Raw genomic sequence first — 25,129 nt, 5'->3', positions numbered from 1 at the left:
AGGAACGTGAAAAATGAGAAATGATATTCAGTTTATTCAGCAACCTGCGCTTGACGGGCACAGCTTCATTACCGGCGACATTGTGCGCTTGACCACCGCTAACTTACTGCACGAATATCAATTGGATGTGGTTATTCTGCGCCGTGACGATAAGCTGATTTATGGTTCCGTAGTGGTTGCGGCACCCAAGACCGACATTCCGGTCGCCCGTTGGGAAATTGCCAGGGGGGATGAAGTGGTATTCCGCCAGGAGAATATTGCCAAGGCGCTTCCCGGAGTGCGCTAGTTCACCGTTTCGCACAGTACCAACCCTCGAGTTAAAGCCGACACCAGAGTCGGCTTTTTTACGCCATTATTCTGAATCCGGCTAATTCCACGGGCCGTAGATAAAGGGTACAGATCCCGTGCTAAAACCCTTTTTTAATGATGGGTATCACATTGAATATGAATACAAATGAAAAATAATTCAAAAAATGAGAACGCAATCGATTACCTTATCGTAAAATATCTCACTGGATCACAGATTCTTGCACCCGCTGGTTTCTATAATGCGCGCGTCGGATTAACCGTTCGTTACACCAGACTCATCGTCATCTTTCTAACGGGCCGCCAATGGCCCTTTAAGCATGTGGTAATAAAATGAAAAAAATCGCTCTCGCAGCAGGTGTGCTTCTCACTGCGTCTTACAGCACATCATCAATGGCGGATAGCAAAGATAGCCAGTTCGTTTCAGATTGGTGGCACCAGAGTGTCAACGTGGTGGGTAGCTACCACACCCGCTTCGGACCACAACTGAACAATGACGTGTATCTGGAGTACGAAGCCTACACCAAGAAAGACTGGCTGGATTTTTATGGCTACGTGGATGTGCCGAAATTCTTTGGTACCGGCAATACGCCAAACCGGGGTATTTGGGATAACGGTTCACCGCTGTTTATGGAGATCGAACCGCGTTTCTCGATCGACAAACTGACCGGGGCCGATCTGAGCTTTGGGCCGTTTAAAGAGTGGTATTTCGCCAACAACTATATCTATGACATGGGGCGCAACAACGAATCGCGCCAGAGCACTTGGTATATGGGGCTAGGGACTGACATCGATACGGGTTTGCCAATCAGCCTGTCGATGAACATTTATGCCAAATATCAGTGGCAGAACTACGGTGCGGCGAATGAAGACAGTTGGGATGGTTACCGTTTCAAAGTGAAATACTTTGTACCGTTGACTCAGATGTGGGGCGGCAACCTGAGCTATATCGGTTTCACTAACTTTGATTTTGGTTCCGATCTGGGTAAGAACGATTTCACCGTTAATGGCCGTCAGGCTCGCACCAGCAATTCTATCGCTTCCAGCCACGTGCTGGCGCTGAACTACGATCACTGGCACTACTCGTTCGTTGCCCGTTACTTCCATAACGGTGGTCAATGGCAGGATGGGGTTGATATCGGTACACCGCAGGGCCCAATCAAGTCTACGGGTTGGGGTTACTACGCGGTTGTCGGTTATAACTTCTGATTTTCCGTGGTATCAAATAGCAAAAAACCCCGTTCAAACGGGGTTTTTTGTCTCCGTTACAATGTTGACTCAACCGGGCAAATGCTTAACCGGCATGACCAATTTCCCTTTGACGACATAACATTCGTTATTTATCCATTTGAGAATTTGCTCACGGCTCACACCTTCATATCGGGCATAGCGATAGAGATCGCCATTGAAGTATTGCGTGATGTATTCCATAAGGGTCATTTGCATGGCTGTAACTCCTGAACGCCCACCCGTTGCCAGCCTGGCCACCGCGGGAGGTTAAGGTTTGTGAGTGCTGAAATTTAGTTTAGCGCCTAAAAAAGCTCAAGAAAGAGCACGAAAAATAACAGTAACTGACAAAAAGAAATCCCGCACGGAAAGGCGGGAAATAACGAATATCATCACTTTCTGATGACATAAAACAGTATTTTGAGGTGCAACGAAAAAGAGCACGCTAACTCTTTTTAGTGACCAGAACAAAGTACTGGATGGCCTATTTTGCCGCAAGAAAAATATGCGAAATTTATTCGGTTTTTATGAATAGTTTCACGCATGAATAAATTTCCAGCATTTTGGCATGAATAACCACGGTGAATATGATGTGCTGTGCCGATTGGCCGATATCGGATCCTGAGACAACGTTAAGCGTGCGCGGTCATGTCACGTTTGAACGTTAAGATTCGGCTGCGATTGGCGATCAAGTCCACACTGTAGCCACGAAAATAGAGACAAAAACGTTTGAGCCATGGGCCGTCTTGGCTTTCAACCAGCATCCGCCCGTTACCGAGAGAACTCAGCGTGCCAACTTGTGCGGCGGGGCCAACACCAATATGGATTTTGTTGCCACGGATCTCGAAAGCGGTGCGGTATTGCGGGTGATACCAAATGCCCTGTACCTGCTTCAGGCAACCGAGGTCGGTGGTCACCGGCAAGAAACTGTGTTCCAGATGGCCAACTTCCCCCTCGACCGCTTCTCCGGTCCATTTCAGGCGCATCGGTAGATGAGCAGAAAGCGAAACGGCATAGCCGTCGGCGCTTTGATAAAGCGGTTCGCTGGTCCCCAGGTAGGCAACGTTACCGTCTTTCACTTCCAGCCAGTAAGGCTCGGCGATGGTGGCGTAGATCCCATCGGGGATGGCGCTACTGCGTTCGGGTAAAGCTTCGCCTAACAGCGCGGCCATTACCTGCAAAATCATGCTAAAACTGTCGCAGTCTTCGCGGTTGGCCACCAACAAGGCACCGGCTTGCCGTTCAGGGGCTAACAAAAAGTAGCTTTTATAACCGGCGAGGGAACCCCCGTGGCCGAACAGGGTTTGGCGGCCAAGAGGCGTTTGTGCCAGCCCGAGCCCATAGCGGCTGGCTGGGCCGTGGTTGAGCCTGCGTGGTGCGCTAAGTTGCGCCAATACGCCTTTACCGGGGCCGCTGTCTGTCAGCAAAGATTGCAGCCAGCGGGTGAGGGCGTTGGCACTGCCGGTCAGGCTGCCAGAAGCCGAAAGATGCAGCCCACTGCTGGTTTGTTGCCAACCTTGCGCGGCGTGCCAATAGCCGGGCACCAATCCTGGTACCACATCGAACCAGCTTTCTGGAGCCTGTAGCTGAACGTCAAGCGGGCGCGCCAGATGCTGCTGCACCAAAGCGTTAAAATCATATCCCTTGGCGTTTAACGCCGCTTCCACTAAACGGTAACCGGTGTTGGTGTAGGCGACTTCGCTGCCCGCCGGGTAGTTGAGTCGCCCTAGGCTGCGGATAAATTCCAGCACCGGCTGCGCATCACTGACGGTATTGACGGAGATCCCAAGCAAGCCCAATGTTTCGCGCACGTCCGGCAGGCCGCTGGTCATATCCAGCGCCTGGCCGACGGTCACGTTTGCCAGTTGTTCACCCAGTTCAGGCAGCAGGTCGCCTAACCGATCGTCGAGGTGGATGGCGTTATCGGTTGCATTAAGCGCCAGTGCGGCAAAAATGTGTTTGGTGATAGAGGCATAGCGCACCACGCTGTCGGCAGTAAAAGGTTCATTGCGGGCCAGATCGGCTAATCCCGCACAGACCACTGCCTGGTTTTTTGTGCTGTCAAACAGGATAATTGCCCCACCGGGCTCGCCCGCGGTTTGCCAGTCGGCCAACAGCCCAACGGACATTGCCTGCGCAGCGCGCCAGTTTAGCGGGGTGTCAAACATAGTTGCCTCCAGAGCTGATGGTTGTTCCCGTTCGGCTTCAGGTATCTGGATACAGCGGCTTGAGTCTGGGCTGAAGCATGGCCGGGTTTTCGCCAGATTGTCGCGCACGGCAAAATGTGTAGGCCGCTGTTTTGTGCGCTGTGCAGATTCGCTGGTTATCTTTCCATCAAAATTGCGATGCAGTACGCAAATTGCAGTGATAACAACAGATTCGGAAACAAGATCAGGCGGCTGGCAATAGATGGAATTGGCGGGGGAAATATTCGATTTTCAAGACCATTGATGATGAAACTCCGCGCTTCCGTTTATGACAGGAATCGTCAAGGACGCTTCGAAGCCAGAATGGTGTCCGGTTCTCGGCGACTTCAACACAAGCGCACCACCGATGCGTTGCGCAATTGCATTAACTATCGCCAGCCCAAGCCCACTGCCCTCAGTACCGCTTTCCGCACGCTCAAAGCGGTTCGTCAGGCGGGCAAGGATTTCATCTGGCACGACGGGGCCATCATTAGCGACGGTCAGCCTCCCTGTACTGTCGAGTGAGACTTCGATAGCGGTTCCTTCGGCTCCGTGACGTAGTGCATTCTCGACAAGGTTGCGATAGATAATCGCGAAGACATCGGGATCAAGATTTGATATCAGAGGCGCGCTCGGCAACTCTAGGGAAATCCGCTCCGCACCGACCATCCGCGACAGATCTTTCGTCAAAATGTGTGCGATAGGGCGCAGATCTGTGGCGTGCGCCAGACGCAATCGCCCCCCTTCGGCCCGAGCCAGTTGCATCAGGCGTTCTGAGAGCCGCGTCAGGCGCTTGAGTGTCACCTCAATCCCAGTCGCGCGCGTTTTGGCTGCGGGGTCGCTTGTTTCTGCCTGTAGGCGTTGAGCTTGCGCGATAGCACCAGCAAGTGGCGTACGCAGTTCATGAGCCGCGTTAGCGGTAAAGCTGCGCTCCGCTTCGAAAGCTACAGCGAGCCGCTTAAGCAACCTGTTCAGAGTGTTTGCCACAGGGACAACCTCAGCCGGGAGACGATCAACAGGTACCAGTGACAGATCGTTTGCGCCACGCGTAGCCAACCCGTCGCGGAAGCGGCGCAAAGGTGCAAGGCTGGTTCGGACTGCAAATATGATGGACAACAGCGCGATGGGTAGAAAAATCAGCAATGGCAATCCCAGCATCATCTGGATTTCCCGCGCCACCGTATTACGACGAGCCAGCGGTTCGGCAACAGTGATCCGGATCGAACCTTGCAGCACCTCTTCGCTGTAGAGTCGATGAGTGTTGGACTGGCTGAAGCCGATGCCATCCCAAGGGGGGAAGCCTCCTGGATCGGCATCGTGTGATTGAAGCAGGATTCGTCCCCGCTCATCGCGCACCACATAAGTGAGAAATTCGTCGTGTGCGTGGATTTCGGCCAGGCGCTGAGTGACCCCCTCTTCTTCACGCCCAAGAATATCCGTAACGGCAAGTGGCAGAATGCGCTGCGCCGTTTCCTGCAAGGCCGAGTCGAAAACCGCCTCCATGGCCTGACGAACCAGGATCGCGGTCACTGAAGCTGCGCCGATCCACAGTATGGTCAGCAGGACCCCCAGCGAAAGTCCCAGCCATCGCTGAAGACTGCGTGGCATCCTCATGCTTGCCTCAAGCGATAACCAAGGCCCCGTTCGGTTTCGATGATCCCGACGCCTAGCTTCTTGCGCAGGCGGCTAACATGCACTTCGATCGTATTGCTCTCAATCTCAGCATCGAAGGCGTAGAGCTTATCCTCAAGCTGCGGCTTGGAGAACAATTGGCCGGGGTGGGATAAAAAGGCCTCGAACAGCGCCCATTCGCGCGCAGTTAGCGACACCGGGTGGCCGTTGTGATGAATGCTGCGAGCGGTGAGATCTATCTGGAGAGCCCCATGGATGATGATAGGGTTGGGGTTGCCGCGATATCGGCGTGCAACCGATCCAACCCGCGCCGACAGTTCGGTTAGATCGAAGGGCTTCACCAAGTAGTCGTCTGCACCCGCATTCAGCCCCTCAATTCGATCAGATACCTGATCGAGCGCTGTCAGGATGATAACCGGTATGGCACTGCCTTGTGTTCGTAGACGTCGTAGGAAGTGAAGCCCTCTACCATCGGGAAGCATGAGGTCAAGAAGAGCGAGATCGTAAGCCACGCAGGCAATCGCGCTGTCAGCAGCGTCAAGTCGCTGTACCCAGTCCACTGAATGACCATCACCCGCAATCTGGTCGCGAACAGCGGCGCCAAGAACAGCATCGTCTTCAATCAGCAGGATACGCATTGAATTCTCCCTTGATATGGAGCCCTCACAATGAACACCTTACGGGAAGCTGAAGCATTTTTCGCTCGAGGTTCAGGTTGCGGTCACGTTAGTAGAGCATCCTTAGTAACATCAAGGATAAAGGAACACAGCGATGAAATCACTCTTTCCTATAACCATCGTGATCGCACTGATAGCCAGTGGTGCTGCACTAGCGAGCGACGACTGTCGCCGCCCCATGGCCGAATGGCAATCGCGCGATACGGTTGCCGCTCATGTCACTGAAATGGGCTTTGTTACTGAACGGCTGCACATAGACGATGGTTGCTACGAGATCCGTGGTCGTGACAGCGAGGGCAATCGGATCAAGCTGAAGATCGATCCGTCAACGCTGGCACTCCTAAAACTGGAGGTTCGTTTCCGCGCCGGTGCCAAATTGTCACGCTATCTACCTGACGCACGCAATCAGACGGACAAGCCGCAGAGTATTCCCCCCATAACGCCGCAAACCGACACAAAAGAGGAGTGAGCGCGGTGTTAGGTTCTACGGCAACAACGACGAGTAGAGGCCTGTCGAGCGTCGCAAACCGCCCGCATTGGCTCACCCAACAAGGGATGACAGTTTCTTCAGGAGGTAGCGGAGTAATTACAACCCCGAGAGCTCCAGAAAACACAGGGGGGCACAACGATAAGAGAAGCTTAAAAAGTCCATCGTCAAACCCGACGCAACGTTCAAGTACCTACACCAAAAACATGTATCAGGATTTCACCCATGAAAAGACTTATATCTTGCATAGTTTTGTCTACGGCTTTGGCGCTGCCTGGCCTGTCCATGGCACGCCCGGTTACCTTAACTACCACACTTAAAAACTATGGGGGCGATGGAGCCTACCTTGCCTTTTATCTTACGGATGCTTCAGGCGCTTACGTGAGTACTCTGTGGGTGGCAGGCGGGAAGTCGAAATACTACAAGCACTTGACAGACTGGCATCGGGCTACCGGTGGTAACCGATCCCAAATCAATGGCATCACGGGTGCCAGCGTCGGTGCTGGCCGTAGCCTGGAGGTCACCGTTGATTTAGCAGATGCCTTATTTGACGCTGGCTACACGCTTTGCATTGATGCCGCCGTAGAGAAGATGCGGGACAGCCCGCGCGAGGTTGCTCTGCCATTGACCAAAGTTGGCGCTGGTCAGCTCGTTACGGGGCGTCAATATATCGCCGACTTTACCTACGGTTTATGATCCTGAGCGGAGGCAATTGCAATGATACGCATCCTGCACTGCTGGCTGGGTATTGTGCTAGCCGCCTTGTTGTTCGTGACGGCTTTGAGCGGCGCTGCACTGTCACTCTCTCCGGCACTCGAAACTGTTCAGAGTCCGCAGGCGGATGCAGGGTTGACAGTGGCAGAGTTGGCTACACGGGTGCAGATGGCTCACCCTGGCCTCGAGCAAATTAAGCGTGCTCCCTCAGGGCAGATTAGCGCCTGGTGGTTCAATAACAACCAACCAGGATCGGCACTCATCGATCCGGCCACCGGCGGCGATCTGGCTGCTGCCGATCCTGCTCCGCTATGGCGCTGGCTGACCACCTTGCATCGGTCGCTCTTCTTAGGTGATGGAGGCCGGTTAACAACAGCTGCCGGAGCATTGGCGATGCTGGTTCTAAGCATTTCGGGCGGGCTGCTAATCGTGCGGCGTACTGGCGGTTGGCGGCGTTGGTTCACTCAACTGCGCGGCCCACTGGCGGGGCGGTTACACAGCGAAATTGCTCGTGTCGCGGTGTTAGGGCTGGTGTTGTCTTCCGTCACCGCGCTTTGGATGTCGGCCGAGACTTTCGAGATAGTTGTAGTAGAAGAACCGGGGCTTGATATGCCAGCCGTGGTCAGTGGCCTGACCGGTCTTATGCCAGCGAATATGGACATTCTACGCAGCATGCCCGTATCCGAACTTCGCGAACTGAGCTTCCCCGCTTCTGGAGATCCGCAGGATATATTCACCATCAGAACCCACCGGGGCATGGGGTATGTGGATCAGGGAACCGGAGCTATGCTGATGTGGCAGGATCTGAGCCTCCGACAACACATATCTGAGACGGTCTACCTGTTACATACCGGCCAGGGCGCGGCCGTGTTGGGGCTCATCCTTGGCCTGGCGGCCCTGTGTGTTCCCGCTATGATCGTGACCGGCGGCCTTACCTGGCTGGCTGGGCAGCGCCGGCGCCCTCGCCTGAAAGGCAATGCTCCAGCCGCAAAGGCCGACACCGTGGTGCTGGTTGGTTCTGAAAGCGGCAGCACTTGGGGCTTCGCAGCGACCCTGGCAAAGGCTTTGCGCGAGGTGGGGCATTCGGTGCATGTGGGGCACATGAGCGGGTTCGCGCCCATGCGCTATGGCAAGGCGCAACGCTTTCTGATCCTTGCCGCCACCTATGGAGATGGCGATACGCCCGCCTCGGCCAAAGGGTTCCTCAACCAGATCCAGAGTATGCAGGAACCCCCAGTTGCCCCCCTGGCTGTGCTGGGCTTTGGCGACCGCAGTTTCCCCTCTTTCTGCGCCTTTGCCGTCGCGGTGGAGGATGCGGCCCGTGCCAAGGGATGGCCGCTGCTGCTGCCCTTTGAGGCCATTGACCGTCAGTCGTCTCAGGATTTCACCCGCTGGGGACGAACCTTAGGGCACACGCTGGGGATCGAACTTGAACTCGTCCACCAACCGGTGTTGCCTGCCACTAAGGTACTGACTCTGCTAGGGAGGCGCGATTACGGGGCCGCGGTTCAGGTGCCGATGGCGATCCTGCGCTTTGCATTGCCGAAAGCTTCGTTCTGGCAACGTCTAACGAGGCAGGGGTTTGTGCGGTTCGAGGCAGGGGATCTATTGGGTATCCTACCTGAGGGATCGGCAGTACCACGCCTCTACTCTCTGGCTTCCAGCACAAGCGACGGTTTCATCGAAATTGTCGTGCGCAAGCACGTCGGTGGCCTCTCTTCAGGTCAACTTACGGCTCTGGAGCCCGGCCAGACTGTGCGCGGATACTTTCGCAGTAACCCCGGCTTTCACGTTGGCCGGGGCCGCAAACCCCTGATCCTGATCGGTGCAGGCACTGGTGTGGGCCCACTGGCAGGCTTTATCCGCAATAATAAGCAGCAGCGCCCGATCCATCTGTTTTTTGGGCTTCGTAACCCTGACAGCGACTTTCTTTATCGTGATGAACTGTCAAACTGGCAAGCCGAGGAGCGGCTTACGCAGCTCTTTATTGCTGTCTCACGCGGAGGTCACCAGCAGCAATATGTACAAGATGTACTTCGCCGGGAAGGGGCGCAGGTGCTTGAAGCCATCCGTCAAGGGGGCAGAATTATGGTTTGCGGTGGGCGTGATATGGCTTATGGCGTTACCGAAGCGCTGACTGATATCCTGCAACCTGCTGGGCTGACGCTTGCGATGTTGAAGGCAGAGAAACGCTATGTTGAAGACATCTACTGACCTGATCCGCCACGCGTTGAACGGCCCCACCATGGGTACGCGTTGGTCTGCTTTGTTCTTTGCCCCGTTAGGATTCGATCCCGCTCCTCTACAAGCAGCATTGCAGAAGGCGGTAGATGAGGTAGATAGGCAAATGTCTACCAGGCAGCCAGCCAGCGACCTGATGCGACTGAACCAAACTCCGCAGTGCGAATCTGTGACGGTTCCTGACAGACTGGCCCAGGTGCTGGCCCTTGGTTTGACCATTGGCCGGGCATCGGGTAATGCCTTTGATATTGGCATGGGTGATGCCGTGCGCGCCTGGGGTTTCGGCCCGGATGCGGCGGATGTGCAGAATATCCGCAGCGCGATGGCCGTGCGGCGGCGGCCAGCATACGAGATGCTTGAGCTGCAAGGGAATCTTGTGCGTAAGCGGGGGGCTATTTCGCTCGATCTAAACGGTATCGCGAAGGGGTACGGTGTGGATCAGTTAGCGGAAACGTTACGGATTTTTGGTATTGAGGCTGGGTTGGTCGGAATAGATGGTGAATTGCGCGCGCTTGGCCTGCGTCCTGATGGTGAGTGCTGGACGATCGCTATCGAAATGCCAAATGTGGCATGCCGTGCGCCCCATTCGATCCTGTCTTTACAGAATGCAGCTGTAGCTACCTCCGGCGACTATCGGCATTGGGTGAACGTTCAGGGGCGTCGTCTGTCACACACGATGGACCCCCGGCGGGGCGCTCCCCTGATCTCCTCACTCGCCTCAGTTACAGTCATTGCTCCCACCTGCGCTGAGGCAGACGCATGGGCCACCGCTTTTATGGTACTCGGCCCCGAGCTTGGGGAACCGCTAGCGCTAAGGCAAGGGCTGAGCGTGCTTTTCCTGACGCGGGATGAGGTTGGAGGCATTAGTTCCAAGGGCTGTGGGCCGCTGTTTTCCTGTTAACCTTACCGAGTGGGCACAGTGCAAAATTGCGCTGATGGCGAACCATAATAGTTAAGTGTGCGCGCTCGAACCTTAAGATCACGCTGCGGCAGGTACTGGATGAAACAGAGATGGAGGGAGAAAGCTTCGGTGCATCAATTAGCACCGAAGCGGAAAGGTTAAGCCTGCTGTTCGCCCCAGGCCAGCATGCCTTCAATCATCTGTTGCAGCAGATGCTGTAATGGCGCGGCGCGCGGTGCGTCAAACGCAAATGGATACTGTTCTGACATGTAATTCACCTGCGCCAGCTCCAGTTGCACCGCATGTTGGTTTTTCTGCGGCTGGCCATAGGCGCGGGTGATATAACCGCCCTTAAAGCGCCCGTTGAGCACGTGGGTGAATTGCTGCTGTTGTTCACAACAGGTAACCAACCGATCGCTCATCGCAGGGGCGCAACTGGCACCGCTGTTGGTTCCCAGGTTGAGATCCGGCAGTTTGCCGTCGAACAGCCGAGGTATCACCGAAGCAATGGAGTGTGCATCAAACAGCAGCACATAGCCGTGCTGGGCTTTCAGCCGCGCCAGTTCGTTTTGCAACTGCTGATGATAGGGCTGCCAAACGTTCTGCAAGTAGCCCGCACGCTCTTCATCGCTCGGGGCAAGATCTGGCAGAAAACTCGGGCGGCCATCGAACAACACGTCAGGGAACAGACCGGTGGTGGCGGTGGTGTACAGCGGTTTATCGTCTGCGGGGCGGTTAAGATCGATCACAAAACGTGAATAGTTACCGACCAACATACTGGCACCCATCTTACGGGCAAAATCATACAGCTGTGGAATATGCCAATCGGTGTCCGGCAATGGCCGTGCATCATCGCTCAAACCACGTTCAACCGCCGGAGTCAGTTTGGTACCGGCATGGGGAATGCTAATCAACAGCGGCAGGTTACCGCTGTGGAACTCAAAGGGATCGCAAATCATTGACGTACTTCTCCTCGGAAAATCACCGTGCAGGGCAGTTGGCCGCCCAACCAATAAGCCAGTTCCGCCGGGCGTGCCAGCGGCCAGTGAACAAAGTCTGCCACCTTGCCGGTCTCCAGTGAGCCATGGCTGGCCTGCAACCCCAGCGCTTTGGCGGCATGCAGCGTCACGCCTGCCAGCGCCTCTTCCGGCGTCAGGCGGAACAGCGTACAGGCCATATTGATCATCAAGCGCAGCGATAGCGCTGGCGAAGTGCCGGGGTTGGCATCGCTGGCGATTGCTATCGGCACGCCGTGTTTGCGGAACAGCTCGACCGGCGGGCATTGGGTTTCACGCAGCATGTAGTAAGCCCCCGGCAGCAGCACAGCTACTGTGCCAGAGGCGGCCATGGCGGCAGCGTCTTCTGCGGTGGCGTATTCAAGATGATCGGCAGAAAGGGCGTGATGGCGTGCCGCCAGCGCGCTGCCACCGAGAGCAGAAAGCTGCTCGGCGTGCAGTTTGACCGGCAACCCGGCTTGTTCTGCGGCGTTAAACACCCGTTCGACCTGTGCCGGAGAGAACGCCAGATGTTCGCAGAAGGCATCCACCGCATCCGCCAAACCTGCCGCCGCCGCTTCTGGGATGATGGTATGGCAGACCAGATCGATGTAGTCGTCGGGCCGCCCAGCGTATTCCGGTGGCAGTGCGTGTGCCGCCAGGCAGGTGGTTTTCACTTCAACCGGTAATAACTCGCCTAGCTGGCGCGCTACGCGCAGCATTTTCAGTTCGCTGTGCGGCGTTAAGCCATAACCGGACTTGATCTCTACACAGGTTACACCCTCTGCCAGCAGCGGCCGCAGGCGAAACAGCGCCTGCTCTAATAGCAGTGCTTCTTCAGCGTCACGCGTGGCTTTTACCGTGGAGATGATGCCACCGCCTTGCGCGGCGATCTCGGCATAGCTTACGCCGTTTAAACGCTGTTCGAATTCAGCGCTGCGGTTGCCGCCAAAGACCAGATGCGTGTGGCAATCGATCAGGCCGGGCGTAACGATCCCGCCGTCGAAGCGCACCGTTTTAGCCGCTGCCAGCACCGGCATGGTGGCCTCTTCGCCTATCCAGACAATCTTGCCGTCGCGCACGGCGATCGCGCCATTGCTGATAATGTGATATTTGCCGTCGCGCATGGTGACAATATCGGCACCGTGCCACAGGCTGTCACAGTGGATCTCAGACGTCATGGTGTTCCTGCTCCCACATGGTTGTATATACAATTAAAACCAAGCTAACGCATTCGTCGGGATGCTACAAGAGAGGGGATAAGAATTTGTTATGAGAATGTGATGAAGCACGGGGCAGCGTTTGCCCCGGCGGAATTCAGACCTGATTGGTAAAGCGGCCAAACAGCTGGTAGCGGCTGCCCGGATACAGCAAACGGGCGGAGGTCACCACCGTCTTTCCTGACCAGGTACGACGGTGGATCAACAGGCCCGGTTCATGAGCCTCTAATTGCAACAGCTCACGCTCGTGTTGCGTGGGCACCACGGCTTCCACGATGTGCTCACCGGCGGTCAGCGGCGCTGATTGCATGAGATAAATATAGGGCGTGACCTGATCGAAATCCTGCTTCATGTAATCCGGTGCGACCAGCGGGTTAACGCAGCGATCTTCTATCTGCACCGGGATGTCATTCTCGTAATGAACGATCTGCGAATAAAACAGGGGCTGGCCGGGTTGAATGCCGAGCGCTGCTGCCTCTTCATCACTTGCCGGTCGGGCCTTAAGCTCCAGGATTTTGCTGCTGTGGCGGTGGCCGCGTGCGGCAATCTCATCGGCAATATTGTGCACTTCCAGCAAGGCAGTGTGCGCCTTCGCTTCCGCGACAAAAGTGCCGACGCCCTGCATGCGGATCAGAAAGCCTTCGCTGGTCAACTCGCGCAAAGCACGGTTGATGGTCATGCGGCTGACGCCAAGTTCGGCCACCAGTTCACTTTCAGAGGGCACTCGCTGGTGCGGTTGCCAGTGGCCTGCGCGGATTTGGCTCACTATCGCCTGTTTGACCCGTTGATAGATCGGGGCGGGCGTATCGCTCATTGCTGCAGCCAGTTGCAACATGATCTGTTGATCTACCACGACGTTAACCTCGTCAAATAAAAAAATAATAACATCAGTTTACTGTTGATGTTGGCATATGTATATGTATATACAAGTAGGGCCAATTCACCCGATGAGTGAGATTGGTTCACAAAATTTTAACCTATGCGCCTGCCGCGCTTTCTTAGCTGTTACACCTACTTTGGAATACTGCTATGCCTGCTTATTTTGCTTCTCGCGCACTGATCCCGTCCGGTTGGGCTCACAACGTGCGGCTCGATGTCGATGTGCACGGCCAACTGACCCAGGTTACTCCGAATGCCGAATCTACCGATTGCCTGCGCTTGCACGGTGATGTGGTGCCGGGCATGCCAAACCTGCATTCCCATGCTTTCCAGCGCGCGATGGCTGGCTTGGCAGAGGTGGCAGGCAATCCGCAAGACAGTTTCTGGACCTGGCGCGATCTGATGTATCGGCTGGTGCAGCGCTTAACCCCAGAGCAGGTTGAGGTGATTGCCCGTCAACTGTATATCGAAATGCTCAAGGGCGGCTATACCCAGGTGGCAGAGTTTCATTATTTGCATCATGCCCCAGACGGTAAAGCTTATGCCGATCGCGGTGAAATGACTGGCCGCCTTAGCCAGGCCGCGCAGCAGGCGGGGATTGGCATGACGCTGCTGCCGGTGCTCTACAGCTATGCTGGTTTTGGTGCTCAGCCCGCGCAAGCGGGGCAAAAACGCTTTATTCAGAATGTGGATAGCTATTTGGCACAGCAGCAGACTATTGCTCGCCAACTGGCCGGGCAACCGCTGCAAAACCATGGGTTGTGCTTCCATTCGCTGCGGGCGGTGGAGCTTAGCCAGATGCAGCAGGTTTTGGCCGCATCGGATTCTGCCTTACCGGTGCATATCCATATTGCGGAACAGCAAAAAGAGGTCAATGACTGCCTGGCATGGAGCGGCCAACGCCCGGTGGCCTGGCTGTATGAGCACCTGCCGGTGGAAAGCCGCTGGTGTCTGGTGCATGCCACCCATCTGGATCGTGAGGAACTGGAACAACTGGCGCGCAGTAAAGCGGTCGCCGGGCTGTGTTTGACCACCGAAGCCAACTTGGGTGACGGCATCTTTCCCGGTGATAGCTATCTGCATCATCAAGGGCGCTGGGGGATTGGTTCGGACAGCCATGTTTCATTGAACGTGGTGGAAGAGTTGCGTTGGTTTGAATATGGCCAGCGGCTGCGCGATCAGCGCCGCAATCGCCTGACCACGCCGGAACAACCTGCGGTGGGCGATGTGCTCTACCAGCAGGCGTTACAGGGCGGCGCACAGGCTTGCGGTACGGCGATCGGCCAACTGGCGGTGGGTTACCGTGCGGATTGGCTGGTGCTGGACGGTGACGACCCGTATCTGGCTGCGGCACCGGATGAATCCATCCTCAACCGCTGGCTGTTTGCCGGGGGCAAAGAGCAGATCCGCGACGTATTTGTGGCGGGCCGTCAGGTGATTGAGCAGGGGCGCCACGCGCTGCAACAGCAGAGCAGCGCCGAGTTTCTGCAAGTGCTGAAAACCTTCCAACAGGAGGCATGATGAGCCTGAACCGTTTTGATTTTACCAGTCTGCCGGTGAGTACATGGCGCAACGGCGGCGGTGAAACCCGTGAGATCACCAGCCAACCGCCGGGCAATGCCGATTTTGACTGGCGCGCCAGCATTGCCACTATCGCGCAAGATGGTCCGTTTTCGGCCTTTAACGGTATCGATCGCTCAATCACCCTGCTGGAAGGCGATGGTGTGCATCTGTATAGCGCGGGCCAGATCGACCATCGTTTGCAGCATTTGGGGGAGCCGTTTGCTTTTTCTGGTGATGTAGCGCTGGAGGCATTTTTGCTCGGCGGCAGCAGCCAGGATTTCAACATTATGACGCGGCGCGGGCGCTGTAGCGCCGACGTTCGGCGCATCACGACTGAGGTGATTGCCCCAGCATCACATGCTGGCGTGTTGTATGTGTTGCAGGGCGAGTGGCAACTTGAGGATGGTAGCCCATTGAGCCAACGTCAGGGCTGCTGGTGGCAACAGCAACGGCGATCGCTGCGCTTTTCGCCACGAGATGGGGCGATTGCACTGTGGGCGGATATCACTGCCCGCTAGAGTCTGTGGCTAAGTTATGGGATTATCAGACTTTCTATCCCAGACAGAGAAGGGCGCATGGCCTCGCTGAAAGATGTTGCAAAACTCGCTGGCGTATCGTTGATGACGGTGTCCCGCGCCATCAACGAACCCGGCAAACTTCGGCCGGATACCTACCAGCGCGTAAAGCAGGCGATTGATCAACTGGATTACGTGCCGGATCTTGCGGCACGGCGTATTCGTGGCGACAGTCGCCGGGTGAAAACCCTTGGCGTACTGGCGCTCGATACGGCAACCACACCGTTCTCGGTTGACATGATCCTCTCGATTGAAAAAACCGCCCGTGAACAGGGTTGGAACAGTTTTGTGGTCAACCTGTTTGCCGACGATAATGCCGAACAGATGGTCGATCTGCTGCTGGCGCACCGGCCAGACGGCGTGATCTTTACCACTATGGGCCTGCGTCAGGTCACCATTCCGGCTAAATTGCTGGACCAACAACTGGTACTGGCCAACTGTGTCAGCCCAGAAAGCTCTGTCGCCAGCTATATTCCCGATGATGAACAAGGCCAGTACGATGCCATGCGGGCGTTGATCGCTAGCGGCTACCGTGCACCATTGTGCATTCAACTGCCGGAAAATACCTTAGCGGCCGGGCTGCGGCGGCGTGGGTTAGAGCGCGCTTGGCGCGAAGCCGGTGGCGATATGGCGCAACTGCGTCAATATCACTTGGATCTCAGCGGAGGGGATGAACATTACCGTGACGCTGTCACTATTTTGGCCAGGCATTTCTCCCCAGGCGTGCAGGATTGTGATGCAGTGGTGTGTGGTAACGATCGTGTGGCGTTTATGGTCTATCAAGCCTTACTGGCTCAAGGTTGGAAAATCCCTGAACAGGTGGCGGTCTTGGGTTACGACAATATGGTAGGGATTGGCGAGCTGTTCCAACCGCCGTTAACCACCGTGCAGTTACCGCATTATGAATTGGGGCGTCAGGCAGCGTTGCATCTGATTAATCAGCTTACGCACAAGGAAACGGTGCGGGTTGCCTGCCCGTTGCTGATGCGCGATTCGATGTAACAACCTGCTCCTGCCAGGCAGGAGCAGGTGAGGTTTTACCGCCAAATGGTGGCCAGTTGCCATGCCTGCACGTCAACAAACTGCGCGCTGCCCGCCTCAGCGAACAGGCTGAGATGACGATCGCCATCCGTAGGGTAAATACGGCTGGTCAGGCAGGCTTCTCCCTGATTGACAAACACTTCCAGTGAAGAACGGTCAACAAAAATCCGCAATGTCAGCATATCGCCTTCCGGCAACGGCACGCTGCGGCAACCGCACAGGCCAGGTTCAGGGCTAAAGCGCTCTAAAACCAAGCGGCGGGCCTGATTATCAACATACACGCGAGCGGCTTTGCCCACGGCCATGCCATAGCGTTCCGCCTCGCTGGCGTTGATATCCACAATCAGCAGCAGTTCATGCAGGTTGCTACCCAACAACTGTTGCTGGTTGTGGCACTGTATGGCACCCAAGCGTTGCGGTTCGGTACGCAATGCGGCCAGTTCGCGGGCTGGGTTCATCAGCACTTTACCCTGAGCATCCAGCGTCAGTTCGCGCGGCAAGGTCAATGCCCCGGCCCAACCATGCGCTTTGCTGGGCATGGCGGATTCCCACATATCCATCCAGGCAAACAGCATACGGCGGCCATCGGCGGCGGTGAAGGTCTGCGGCGCATAGAAATCATGCCCGGCATCCAGCTCACAGAAAGGCTGGGTGACGGTAAAATCCTGCCCCGGCTGCCAGTTGCCCAGCAGGTAACCACTCTGGAAACGGTTACGGTTGCGGTAACCTTGCGCAACCAATCCCTGTGGCGAGAACAGCAATACCTGCCGTTCACCCAGCGGGAAGAAGTCCGGGCATTCCCACATATAGCCCTGGGTCGCATTTTGCGCCTGAGCGAGAACGCGTTCGAACTGCCAGTCACGCAGGTCGGAAGAACGATATAGCCGGGCCTGCCCGAGGTTGTTCTCTTTAGCACCGATCACCATCCACCAACTGCCCGCTTCGCGCCACACTTTGGGATCGCGGAAGTGCTGAATACCTGCTGGCGGAGCCAACACTGGCCCCTGTTTAACAAAGTTCACGCCGTCGTGGCTGATGGCCAAGCATTGCACTTCGCGCACCTGGTCGTCGTCGCCAGTTTTGCCCAGCCAAACGTGGCCGGTATAGATCAGCGTCAGTACGCCATTATCATCAACTGCACAGCCGGAGAAACAACCGTCCCGATCGTAGTCATCGCCCGGAGCTAAAGCGATAGGCTGATGCTGCCAGTGCACCAGATCGCTGCTGGTAGCGTGTGCCCAGTGCATAGGGCCCCAGTTTTCATCGTAAGGGTGATGTTGGTAAAACGCATGATAAACCCCGTTAATGCAGATCAGTCCGTTGGGATCGTTGATCCAGCCAGCCAGCGCTGCCAGGTGGAAGCGTGGGTAGTAATCGTCATGGCGCTGTGCGCGCAGAGCCTCAATCGCGTGATCGGCTTGAGCTAAGGCTTTTTTCATTGAATCGACTCGCTTGATTTAATTACAGGTTGAAATTGGGGTACTTGGCTTGCCTGCTCAGCGCGCAGCAGGAAGCAGGAAATAAGAGTGGTACTGGCGACGGCACAACCCATCAGCAGGTAGGTGGGGGCAAAGCCGATATGGTCGTAGCCGTAGCCAGCCAGCGGCGACAAGAAGCTGGCCATCACCTGCGTAACGAACTGGAAACCCACCAGATACAGGGTGGAGGATAGGCGGCTATCGAAGCGGGTGGCGATGTATTTGAAAATGGCAATCAGCAGGATTGGCAACTCAACGGCGTGCAGCAGTTTCATGGCGGAAATCATCAGCGCACCACTCGCCAAGCCGGAACCAAGCATACGCAACGCCATCAGGCCACCGGCCAGCAACAACCCTTGCTTGGCCCCGATGCGGTTCACCAGCAACGGGGCTAGGAACATCCCACCGGCTTCAAGGAATACTTGCAGGGAGTTGAGGAAGCCGTACATCTCATTGCCTTGCTGCGAGGTTGGGAACTGCGAGGCAAAATATACGGAAAACTGCTGGTCAAACACGTTGTAAACGCTGATGCCGAGCACAAATACCACCAACGCCCAAAAGCTCGGCAGGCGCAGCAAAGCCAGCGCATCCTGTAGCTTCAGGTTCTCCGGCTTACCGAATTCCAAGCCAGACAGGGCATTGGGTTTCAACTCGCGTATCTGGCTCAGCAACAGTAGGAATATTACGGCAGAGGCGGACGCCAGCCAGAAATTGATGTTGGGGTTGATGTTAAAGATAAACCCGGCAAAGAAGGTGGCACAGGCCCAGCCAAGCGAACCCCACATGCGGGCGCGGCCAAACTCAAAGCCGATAATACGGCTGACGCGTTCGGTGTAGGACTCCAGTGCACCGATCCCGGCGAAAAAGGTGGCGCCGATAAACATGCCACCTACCAGTGCACCAAGCAGTAAATTGGTTTTTAGCAGCGGTGCATAAACGTAGATAAAGAACGGCCCGGTGAGCAGCAACATCAAGCCGAGAAATTGCAGCAGATGTTTGCGTAGCCCGAGTTTATCCTGAATAAAACCGTACAGCGGCTGAGCGCACAGGGCGACTAGCGAGATGGCTGAGAAGATCAGGCCGGTTTCAGCGCCTTTCAAGCCAATCTTTTGATTCAGCCAGATGGAAATCAGTGAAAAACTGGATGACCAGGTGAAGAAGAAAAAGAACAGCAGGCCACTTAGAAGCACATAATATTTTTTGGTTTCGCGGTTCATGGGAAAACCCTGATGGATGAGAGTGCTTTATTGTTAACGTTAACTTTTGGCTAAATAAAGCCATCACTCTATCTAATTGCGATGTTAATCACAAAAGTTAACGTTAACATTTATGCTTTGCGATCGGCGTCACGGGTGAAAATTGAATATGGCAGCAGCAGGTGGAGGGGATTCTCTCGGGGCTATCGGCTTTGAAATAAAAAGGGGTTCAACATACAGAACCCCGATATTAAGCATCCGTAGAAGAGTGCAAGAGAGTGCACTCTTTAGGCGGAATTACAATTTAGGCCCAGCACTCACCAGCTTTTTACCCGCTTCAGTCACGGTATACTTGCTGAAGTTATCGATAAAGCGCTGCGCCAGATCCTGCGCTTTCTCTTGCCACAGCGATTCGTCGGCATAGGTTTTACGCGGATCGAGAATCGACGGATCCACGCCAGGCAGTGCCATAGGTACGGCCAGATCGAAGATCGGCAGCGTGAAGGTTTCTGCCTGCTCGATCTCACCACTCAGGATGGCATCGATAATACCGCGGGTATCTTTGATCGAAATGCGTTTGCCGCTACCGTTCCAGCCGGTATTCACCAGATAAGCCTGCGCCCCGGCCGCTTCCATGCGCTTCACCAGCACCGAAGCATATTGCGTTGGGTGCAATGCCAAAAACGCGGCACCGAAGCAGGCAGAGAAGGTTGGGGTAGGCGTAGTGATGCCCCGCTCGGTACCGGCCAGTTTGGCGGTGAAGCCAGAGAGGAAGTGGTATTGGGTCTGTTCCGCGGTCAGGCGTGAAACCGGCGGCAGTACGCCAAAGGCATCCGCCGTCAGGAAAATGATTTTCTTGGCGTGCCCGGCTTTGGAAACCGGCTTGACGATATTTTCGATATGGTAAATCGGGTAGGAAACGCGCGTATTCTCGGTCTTGCTGGCATCGTCAAAATCGATACTGCCATCTGCCAGCACCTGAACGTTTTCCAACAGCGCGTCGCGGCGGATTGCCTGATAAATCTCTGGCTCGGCCTGAGCAGAAAGTTTGATGGTTTTGGCGTAGCAACCGCCTTCGAAGTTGAACACCCCATCGTCATCCCAACCATGTTCGTCGTCGCCAATCAGTTGGCGCTTCGGATCGGTGGAAAGCGTGGTTTTGCCGGTGCCAGACAGGCCGAAGAAGATCGCCACATCGCCTTTCTCACCCACGTTAGCCGAACAGTGCATGGAAGCGATGCCTTTTAACGGCAGCAGGTAGTTCATGATAGAGAACAACCCTTTCTTCATTTCACCGCCGTACCAGGTACCGCCGATCAACTGTATACGTTCGGTCAGGTTGAAGGCGACAAAGTTTTCTGAATGCATGCCCTGCTGTTGCCAATCGGGATTCGTGCATTTAGCGCCGTTCATCACCACAAAGTCGGGTTCGAAACTTTGTAGCTCCTGCTCCGTAGGGCGGATAAACATATTCTTGACGAAATGCGCCTGCCAAGCCACCTCGGTAATGAAACGGACTTTCAGCCGGGTATCGGCGTTGGCGCCGCAAAAAGCGTCCACGACAAACAGGCGCTTATTGGAAAGCTGATTGCCAACCAGGGTTTTCAGATGCTGCCAAACCTCTGGCGAAAGCGGCTGATTATCGTTTTTACCGGTACCGCTGTCGGACCACCAGACGGTATCGCGCGTAGTGTCGTCACGCACGATGTATTTGTCTTTTGGCGAACGGCCGGTGAACTCGCCGGTATCGACGTTGACCGCGCCTAGCTGGGTCAGCGTACCGCGTTCCAACGGTGGCAAATCGGTGCGGGTTTCTTCGGCAAACAGCTGTTCATAGCTAGGGTTATAAACGATCTCGCTAGCGTGATGAATACCGTAACGAGTGAGAGTCTGTGGGGTAACAGTTGAAGACATATCTACTTCCTTATTGGCTATGTTCTGCCCCGTTTTTACGGTGTCGCGCGTTAAAACGGGGATCGGTTCCTGCTGACCGGATTCAGCTTTTACCGTTCCGGCTCTATTTATTAACCAAGCGGCTACTATAGCATAACATCGCCTGTCCGCCTGATGATTTTAATAATCAGACATTGGCGATAGTTAATTAAGAAAATATGAAGGCAGGGGAGGATATTGAATTAATATGACAATATGTGAAATTGTATTGTTATGATTTAATTAGATGTTTTTATTAAAATAGCGTTTCATTATATTCACTATTTAAATGAGCGATCTTAATTTATTACTTGTTGTCGTTCATTTTTTCATCGAGTAAATAATAAAGTGGGTAAACTATAAAAAACGTATTGTCGTTACGGAGTGTTTTTATCTAGCATAAGTCATGTTAATAACTGTAATTTCCCGATAAATCCTATTAATGTCGACGGATTTCGTGTGCAGAGTATCGCCCTGAGAGAGGCCGGGCTTGCATACCTCGGGCTTTCTTCGAATCGCCGGCCATCAGGTTGGCGATTCACTTGCCATCTTTCAGCATATTGATCGCCGCACCGATCAGGATCCGGCGTTCAACGTCATGGCTGGCTGCTAACTGTTGTGTCAGATGTTTGGCCAGCGTATCTACCGATAAAACCTCGCCGCGATGGCGCAACTGCATCACGCTGTCGCCAATCAAGCGGGCAACCTCATCCCATATGGGCTTTATCTCCTGCTCCGAGAACTTCATCGTTAACCTCGGCTGGGTGATTTTTGGTCAATGTAGCAGTTGCTTGTCGGCTTCGCCACCCGTCAGGTTGAACAAAAAATAAAACCGGAAGCATAAAGAATAATCCGTCAGTGTTTCTTCTGGTTTTTGTATTCAATACTGGTGGTGTCAAACAACGGGAGGACAAAATCATGCGATTGGTTGAACAACTGGCAGAGTATTATCGGCTCAGCAAGCGGGCAGAAGTTCAGAACCGCTGGTGCCGCCTGTGGTTACCGCAGGGCGAGGCGCGTATTGCCTACTTACGGGAATTGCTGGAGCCAACCGCAAAATGCCCGGCCAAGTGAGCCACTGAGGCTGTCAGCAAGGGGGCTGATTAACCGAAGGCGATAGCCGCCCAGCGCAGTAACAACAAGGCCAGACAGATCAACACCAGAACCACAAACATTTTCCAATGTTTGGCACGCATACGTTTGGTTGGCAATTTCGCTTCCTCATCCTTTTAGAGGCAGAGATACCCAATGCCCAGGCCGACGATCGCAATAGCGGTAAAAGCCACGATCTTCAGCAAATCGCTGAAGGTGTCATCGGGGTCTTCTCTGACTTCTTCATGTGGTTGCCTAGCGACTATTGAGTAGATTTTAAACCACAGTATGCCTGCTGGCGCCTGCCACGCACAGGGTTTTACCCTAAAATCGCGAAAAAGGGGCTTGGAACGCAGGGCGATGCTCCGCCTGCCCGGTGCAATACGGCAGGCGCAAGTGTACTATCCTGTGTGCATCAGTGACTCAATCGATAAAGGTAAAGCTATGGCATTTGCGGCAAAATATGAAGATATAGAACGTTGGGCGTTCGGTGATACCGCACAGCAGGCGGATGATTTGGCTAAACGGGTTTTGGACGGTGTTAAAACCGCCACCTGTTCTAGTCTGGATGGCGAGGGTATCCCACAACCTGGCGATGTTTTTGTGGTGGTTGACGGTAAGAATGAGCCGGTCTGTGCGATCGAGCTGACCACCGTAGAGATGAGCACTTATGATCAAGTGAATGAAGCCCATGCGATGGCCGAAGGTGAGGGCGATCGTTCGCTGGCTTACTGGCGCAAAGAGCATAAACGCTTTTTTGAAGAGTACGAGCTGTTCTCACCGGATATGACGCTGGTGCTGATGCACTTTAAGGTGATCGAAAAGTTTTAAGCGGGATCGATACGGCATAAAAAAACGCGCGGTGTCCAATCGGAACACCGCGCGTTTTTTGGCTTGTTAGGGTTATTCCAGCCGCATTACCCAGGCATCGGCCTGCCGATCGTAATGCTGTTTGTACAATAAGGACTGTTTGCCATCAAGCATGGCTGGGATACTGGTATGTTCATCCCAGCCGTCCAGTTGCATACACAGATCGGGATCGGATTTACAGGGAATGGCGAGAGTGACTTTTCCTTCGGCATGTTCAGACGCAGACGTCAAATGTGCATCATCGACCTCGAAACTGCCTATCTTTACAACGGTTTTGCCCATTGGAACTCCTTGTTCAAGCAGGTGGTAGGAGGTAAGACCAGTTGAGGTCGCCAGTATCAGCATAGCCAATGGAACAGAAAAAGCTACCGAAAAAGCTCAAGCTGGGACAACGTCTGCTATTCCACCACCAGGCTGAGGTTGTCTTGAGAGATGCCCATGTCTGTTCAGGCCAGGCGGAGTAATGGTGTCAAACGGGTTTGACGTGGTAAACAGACGCTATTAAGCAGGGTTTTGTGAAGTTACAGATGATTAACCTTGTGGCTATGGGTATTTAATGCTTATTTTATACGGGTTAAGCTTCGGCTCTCTGAAAGTGTGAACGGTTAATAATGACTAAAGAACAATTCTACGCGGAATTAAAACGTGACTTGGGTGCGTTGCTTGAGGGGGAAACCCATTTTATTGCCGCCTTGTCCAACGCCAGTGCGTTGCTCAATGAACGTCTGGCGGATGTGAATTGGGTGGGCTTCTACCTGATGGATGGCAATCAACTGGTGCTCGGTCCGTTCCAGGGCAAAATTGCCTGCGTGCGTATTCCGATCGGGAAAGGTGTATGCGGCACGGCAGTGGCAGAAAATCGGGTGCAACGTGTCGGCGACGTCCATGCGTTTCCGGGGCATATTGCCTGTGACGCAGCCAGCAATGCCGAAATTGTGCTTCCGCTGGAAGTCAATGGTCAGATTATCGGCGTTCTGGATATTGATAGCACAGTTTATCAACGCTTCGATGAACAGGACGAAATTGGCCTGAAAGCGGTGGTGGCAGGGCTTTGTGCGCAGTTAGCACCATGCAATTGTGCGAAATACGTCACTGTAGCAGCAAGTTGATCTACGGTTAACGTGGCATTTAGCGATGACGTCATTATAATGACGCCTGTTCATGCCTGCGGCTTGTTGGCAACCCGTTGTAATCAGGAAATTTCATGGAAAATCAACCTAAGTTGAACTCTAGTAAAGAAGTCATTGCTTTTCTTGCCGAGCGTTTCCCGCTCTGCTTTAGCGCCGAGGGTGAAGCTCGCCCGTTGAAAATCGGTATTTTTCAGGATCTGGTAGAACGTGTGCAAGGGGAAGAAAGCCTCAGCAAAACGCAGTTGCGTTCTGCCCTGCGCCTGTATACTTCAAGCTGGCGTTACCTGTACGGCGTTAAAGTCGGCGCACAGCGCGTTGACCTTGACGGTAATCCGTGCGGTGAGTTAGAGCAGCAGCATGTCGATCATGCCCGCCAGCAGCTTGAAGAGGCCAAAGCGCGCGTTCAGGCTCAGCGTGCTGAGCAAAACGCCAAAAAACGTGAAGCCGCCGGTGAATCTGCTACCGCTGAACCTCGTCGTCCGCGTCCTGCTGGCAAAAAGCCCGCTGTACGTCGTGAAGGCGGAGCCGCGCCAGAGAACCGCAAGCCGCGCCCACAAACTCGCCCACAGCCAGCTCGTGAACCTCGTGCAGTTAAAGAGGAAAGCCAGCCGCGTCATGTGCCAGTCACCGATATCTCTAAACTGCAAATTGGCCAAGAAATCAAAGTCAGAGCAGGGCAGAGTGCGATGGATGCAACCGTACTCGAAATCGCTAAAGATGGCGTACGTGTGCAGCTCTCCTCCGGTCTGGCGATGATTGTGCGCGCAGAACACTTGCAGTTCTGATA

Annotated in this window: 26 protein-coding genes; 13 read left to right on the top strand and 13 right to left on the bottom strand. The window is 54.6% G+C overall.

All coding sequences use genetic code 11. The annotated features are described in order from the left end of the window. Positions 1 to 13: 13 nt before the first annotated feature. Positions 14 to 286, top strand: a complete 273-nt coding sequence (locus tag ACX1CU_RS12795) for a hypothetical protein (protein ID WP_459398694.1) — start codon at positions 14 to 16, stop codon at positions 284 to 286. A 353-nt stretch (positions 287 to 639) separates the two neighbouring features. After that, entirely contained in the window at positions 640 to 1,515 is an 876-nt protein-coding gene (locus tag ACX1CU_RS12790) for a nucleoside-specific channel-forming protein Tsx (protein ID WP_459398693.1), read from the top strand. Positions 1,516 to 1,584: 69 nt separating this feature from the next. On the opposite strand, the gene ACX1CU_RS12785 is transcribed toward ACX1CU_RS12790, so the two are convergent. From ACX1CU_RS12785 to ACX1CU_RS12770, 4 genes are all read right to left on the bottom strand, one after another. After that, entirely contained in the window at positions 1,585 to 1,752 is a 168-nt protein-coding gene (locus tag ACX1CU_RS12785) for a hypothetical protein (RefSeq protein ID WP_459398692.1), read from the bottom strand. Positions 1,753 to 2,165: 413 nt separating this feature from the next. Further along, positions 2,166 to 3,701: a serine hydrolase domain-containing protein gene (locus ACX1CU_RS12780; protein ID WP_459398691.1), complete on the bottom strand. Its 1,536-nt coding sequence runs from the start codon at positions 3,699 to 3,701 to the stop codon at positions 2,166 to 2,168. 270 nt (positions 3,702 to 3,971) lie between these two features. Continuing rightward, positions 3,972 to 5,327, bottom strand: coding sequence for an ATP-binding protein (locus ACX1CU_RS12775; protein ID WP_459398690.1), 1,356 nt, complete (start codon positions 5,325 to 5,327; stop codon positions 3,972 to 3,974). A 2-nt stretch (positions 5,328 to 5,329) separates the two neighbouring features. Further along, a complete protein-coding gene (locus ACX1CU_RS12770) occupies positions 5,330 to 5,989 on the bottom strand; it encodes a response regulator transcription factor (RefSeq protein WP_459398689.1) in 660 nt (219 codons plus the stop codon). A gap of 133 nt (positions 5,990 to 6,122) precedes the next feature. Here ACX1CU_RS12770 and ACX1CU_RS12765 point away from each other — a divergent pair, with 133 nt between their 5' ends. The 4 genes from ACX1CU_RS12765 to ACX1CU_RS12750 all read left to right on the top strand — a co-directional run bounded on the left by ACX1CU_RS12765 (position 6,123) and on the right by ACX1CU_RS12750 (position 10,371). Further along, positions 6,123 to 6,497 (top strand): PepSY domain-containing protein, encoded by a 375-nt coding sequence (locus tag ACX1CU_RS12765; RefSeq protein ID WP_459398688.1) that lies wholly within the window; start codon positions 6,123 to 6,125, stop codon positions 6,495 to 6,497. Positions 6,498 to 6,740: 243 nt separating this feature from the next. After that, complete coding sequence (locus ACX1CU_RS12760) at positions 6,741 to 7,211, top strand: DUF2271 domain-containing protein (RefSeq protein WP_459398687.1); 471 nt, start codon at positions 6,741 to 6,743, stop codon at positions 7,209 to 7,211. A 21-nt stretch (positions 7,212 to 7,232) separates the two neighbouring features. Beyond that, on the top strand, positions 7,233 to 9,443 hold the full coding sequence (locus ACX1CU_RS12755) for a PepSY domain-containing protein (RefSeq protein ID WP_459398686.1): 2,211 nt from the start codon (positions 7,233 to 7,235) through the stop codon (positions 9,441 to 9,443). After that, positions 9,424 to 10,371: an FAD:protein FMN transferase gene (locus ACX1CU_RS12750; protein WP_459398685.1), complete on the top strand. Its 948-nt coding sequence runs from the start codon at positions 9,424 to 9,426 to the stop codon at positions 10,369 to 10,371. Before ACX1CU_RS12755 ends, ACX1CU_RS12750 begins: the two co-directional genes overlap by 20 nt. Positions 10,372 to 10,529: 158 nt before the next feature. Here ACX1CU_RS12750 and hutG read toward each other — a convergent pair whose 3' ends face one another. The 3 genes from hutG to hutC form a co-directional block, all read right to left on the bottom strand. Next, the gene (gene hutG / locus ACX1CU_RS12745; RefSeq protein WP_459398684.1) at positions 10,530 to 11,330 is read right to left on the bottom strand and encodes an N-formylglutamate deformylase; all 801 of its coding nucleotides are present in this window, start codon (positions 11,328 to 11,330) and stop codon (positions 10,530 to 10,532) included. Further along, a complete protein-coding gene (hutI, locus tag ACX1CU_RS12740; RefSeq protein ID WP_459398683.1) occupies positions 11,327 to 12,547 on the bottom strand; it encodes an imidazolonepropionase in 1,221 nt (406 codons plus the stop codon). The genes hutG and hutI overlap by 4 nt, the downstream gene beginning before the upstream one ends. A gap of 136 nt (positions 12,548 to 12,683) precedes the next feature. After that, positions 12,684 to 13,421 (bottom strand): histidine utilization repressor, encoded by a 738-nt coding sequence (hutC, locus tag ACX1CU_RS12735; RefSeq protein WP_459402803.1) that lies wholly within the window; start codon positions 13,419 to 13,421, stop codon positions 12,684 to 12,686. A 194-nt stretch (positions 13,422 to 13,615) separates the two neighbouring features. Here hutC and ACX1CU_RS12730 point away from each other — a divergent pair, with 194 nt between their 5' ends. Genes ACX1CU_RS12730 through ACX1CU_RS12720 form a run of 3 tightly spaced genes read left to right on the top strand, consistent with a single transcriptional unit; the run spans position 13,616 to position 16,605 of the window. Continuing rightward, a complete protein-coding gene (locus tag ACX1CU_RS12730) occupies positions 13,616 to 14,986 on the top strand; it encodes a formimidoylglutamate deiminase (protein WP_459398682.1) in 1,371 nt (456 codons plus the stop codon). Then, on the top strand, positions 14,986 to 15,546 hold the full coding sequence (locus ACX1CU_RS12725) for a HutD/Ves family protein (protein WP_459402802.1): 561 nt from the start codon (positions 14,986 to 14,988) through the stop codon (positions 15,544 to 15,546). Before ACX1CU_RS12730 ends, ACX1CU_RS12725 begins: the two co-directional genes overlap by 1 nt. 57 nt (positions 15,547 to 15,603) lie before the next feature. After that, positions 15,604 to 16,605, top strand: a complete 1,002-nt coding sequence (locus ACX1CU_RS12720; protein ID WP_459398681.1) for a LacI family DNA-binding transcriptional regulator — start codon at positions 15,604 to 15,606, stop codon at positions 16,603 to 16,605. Between the two features lie 35 nt (positions 16,606 to 16,640). Here ACX1CU_RS12720 and ACX1CU_RS12715 read toward each other — a convergent pair whose 3' ends face one another. The 4 genes from ACX1CU_RS12715 to ACX1CU_RS12700 all read right to left on the bottom strand — a co-directional run bounded on the left by ACX1CU_RS12715 (position 16,641) and on the right by ACX1CU_RS12700 (position 21,998). After that, a complete protein-coding gene (locus tag ACX1CU_RS12715) occupies positions 16,641 to 18,083 on the bottom strand; it encodes a glycoside hydrolase family 32 protein (protein WP_459398680.1) in 1,443 nt (480 codons plus the stop codon). Next, positions 18,080 to 19,339: an oligosaccharide MFS transporter gene (locus ACX1CU_RS12710; protein WP_459398679.1), complete on the bottom strand. Its 1,260-nt coding sequence runs from the start codon at positions 19,337 to 19,339 to the stop codon at positions 18,080 to 18,082. Before ACX1CU_RS12710 ends, ACX1CU_RS12715 begins: the two co-directional genes overlap by 4 nt. Positions 19,340 to 19,615: 276 nt before the next feature. Beyond that, positions 19,616 to 21,232 carry a phosphoenolpyruvate carboxykinase (ATP) gene (gene pckA / locus ACX1CU_RS12705; protein ID WP_459398678.1) on the bottom strand — a complete coding sequence of 539 codons (1,617 nt, stop codon included), beginning with the start codon at positions 21,230 to 21,232 and terminating at the stop codon, positions 19,616 to 19,618. Positions 21,233 to 21,788: 556 nt separating this feature from the next. Further along, positions 21,789 to 21,998, bottom strand: coding sequence for a hypothetical protein (locus tag ACX1CU_RS12700; protein WP_459398677.1), 210 nt, complete (start codon positions 21,996 to 21,998; stop codon positions 21,789 to 21,791). 170 nt (positions 21,999 to 22,168) lie between these two features. Between ACX1CU_RS12700 and ACX1CU_RS12695 the strand changes: the two genes are divergently transcribed. Further along, positions 22,169 to 22,324, top strand: a complete 156-nt coding sequence (locus ACX1CU_RS12695; RefSeq protein ID WP_459398676.1) for a hypothetical protein — start codon at positions 22,169 to 22,171, stop codon at positions 22,322 to 22,324. A gap of 29 nt (positions 22,325 to 22,353) precedes the next feature. Here ACX1CU_RS12695 and yniD read toward each other — a convergent pair whose 3' ends face one another. Beyond that, a complete protein-coding gene (gene yniD, locus ACX1CU_RS12690; RefSeq protein ID WP_459398675.1) occupies positions 22,354 to 22,461 on the bottom strand; it encodes a small membrane protein YniD in 108 nt (35 codons plus the stop codon). Between the two features lie 325 nt (positions 22,462 to 22,786). Between yniD and ACX1CU_RS12685 the strand changes: the two genes are divergently transcribed. Continuing rightward, positions 22,787 to 23,173, top strand: coding sequence for an ASCH domain-containing protein (locus tag ACX1CU_RS12685; RefSeq protein WP_459398674.1), 387 nt, complete (start codon positions 22,787 to 22,789; stop codon positions 23,171 to 23,173). A 72-nt stretch (positions 23,174 to 23,245) separates the two neighbouring features. On the opposite strand, the gene ACX1CU_RS12680 is transcribed toward ACX1CU_RS12685, so the two are convergent. Continuing rightward, entirely contained in the window at positions 23,246 to 23,494 is a 249-nt protein-coding gene (locus ACX1CU_RS12680; RefSeq protein ID WP_459398673.1) for a DUF1480 family protein, read from the bottom strand. Between the two features lie 329 nt (positions 23,495 to 23,823). Between ACX1CU_RS12680 and ACX1CU_RS12675 the strand changes: the two genes are divergently transcribed. Together ACX1CU_RS12675 and proQ are read left to right on the top strand one after the other, a co-directional pair. Next, entirely contained in the window at positions 23,824 to 24,321 is a 498-nt protein-coding gene (locus ACX1CU_RS12675) for a GAF domain-containing protein (protein WP_459398672.1), read from the top strand. Positions 24,322 to 24,416: 95 nt separating this feature from the next. Then, positions 24,417 to 25,127 (top strand): RNA chaperone ProQ, encoded by a 711-nt coding sequence (proQ, locus tag ACX1CU_RS12670; RefSeq protein ID WP_459398671.1) that lies wholly within the window; start codon positions 24,417 to 24,419, stop codon positions 25,125 to 25,127. Positions 25,128 to 25,129: the final 2 nt, after the last annotated feature.

It is taken from the genome of Serratia sp. D1N4, assembly GCF_054552755.1.
The sequence above is the reverse complement of the archived record's forward strand: the minus strand, read 5'-3'. Positions and strand labels throughout refer to the sequence as shown.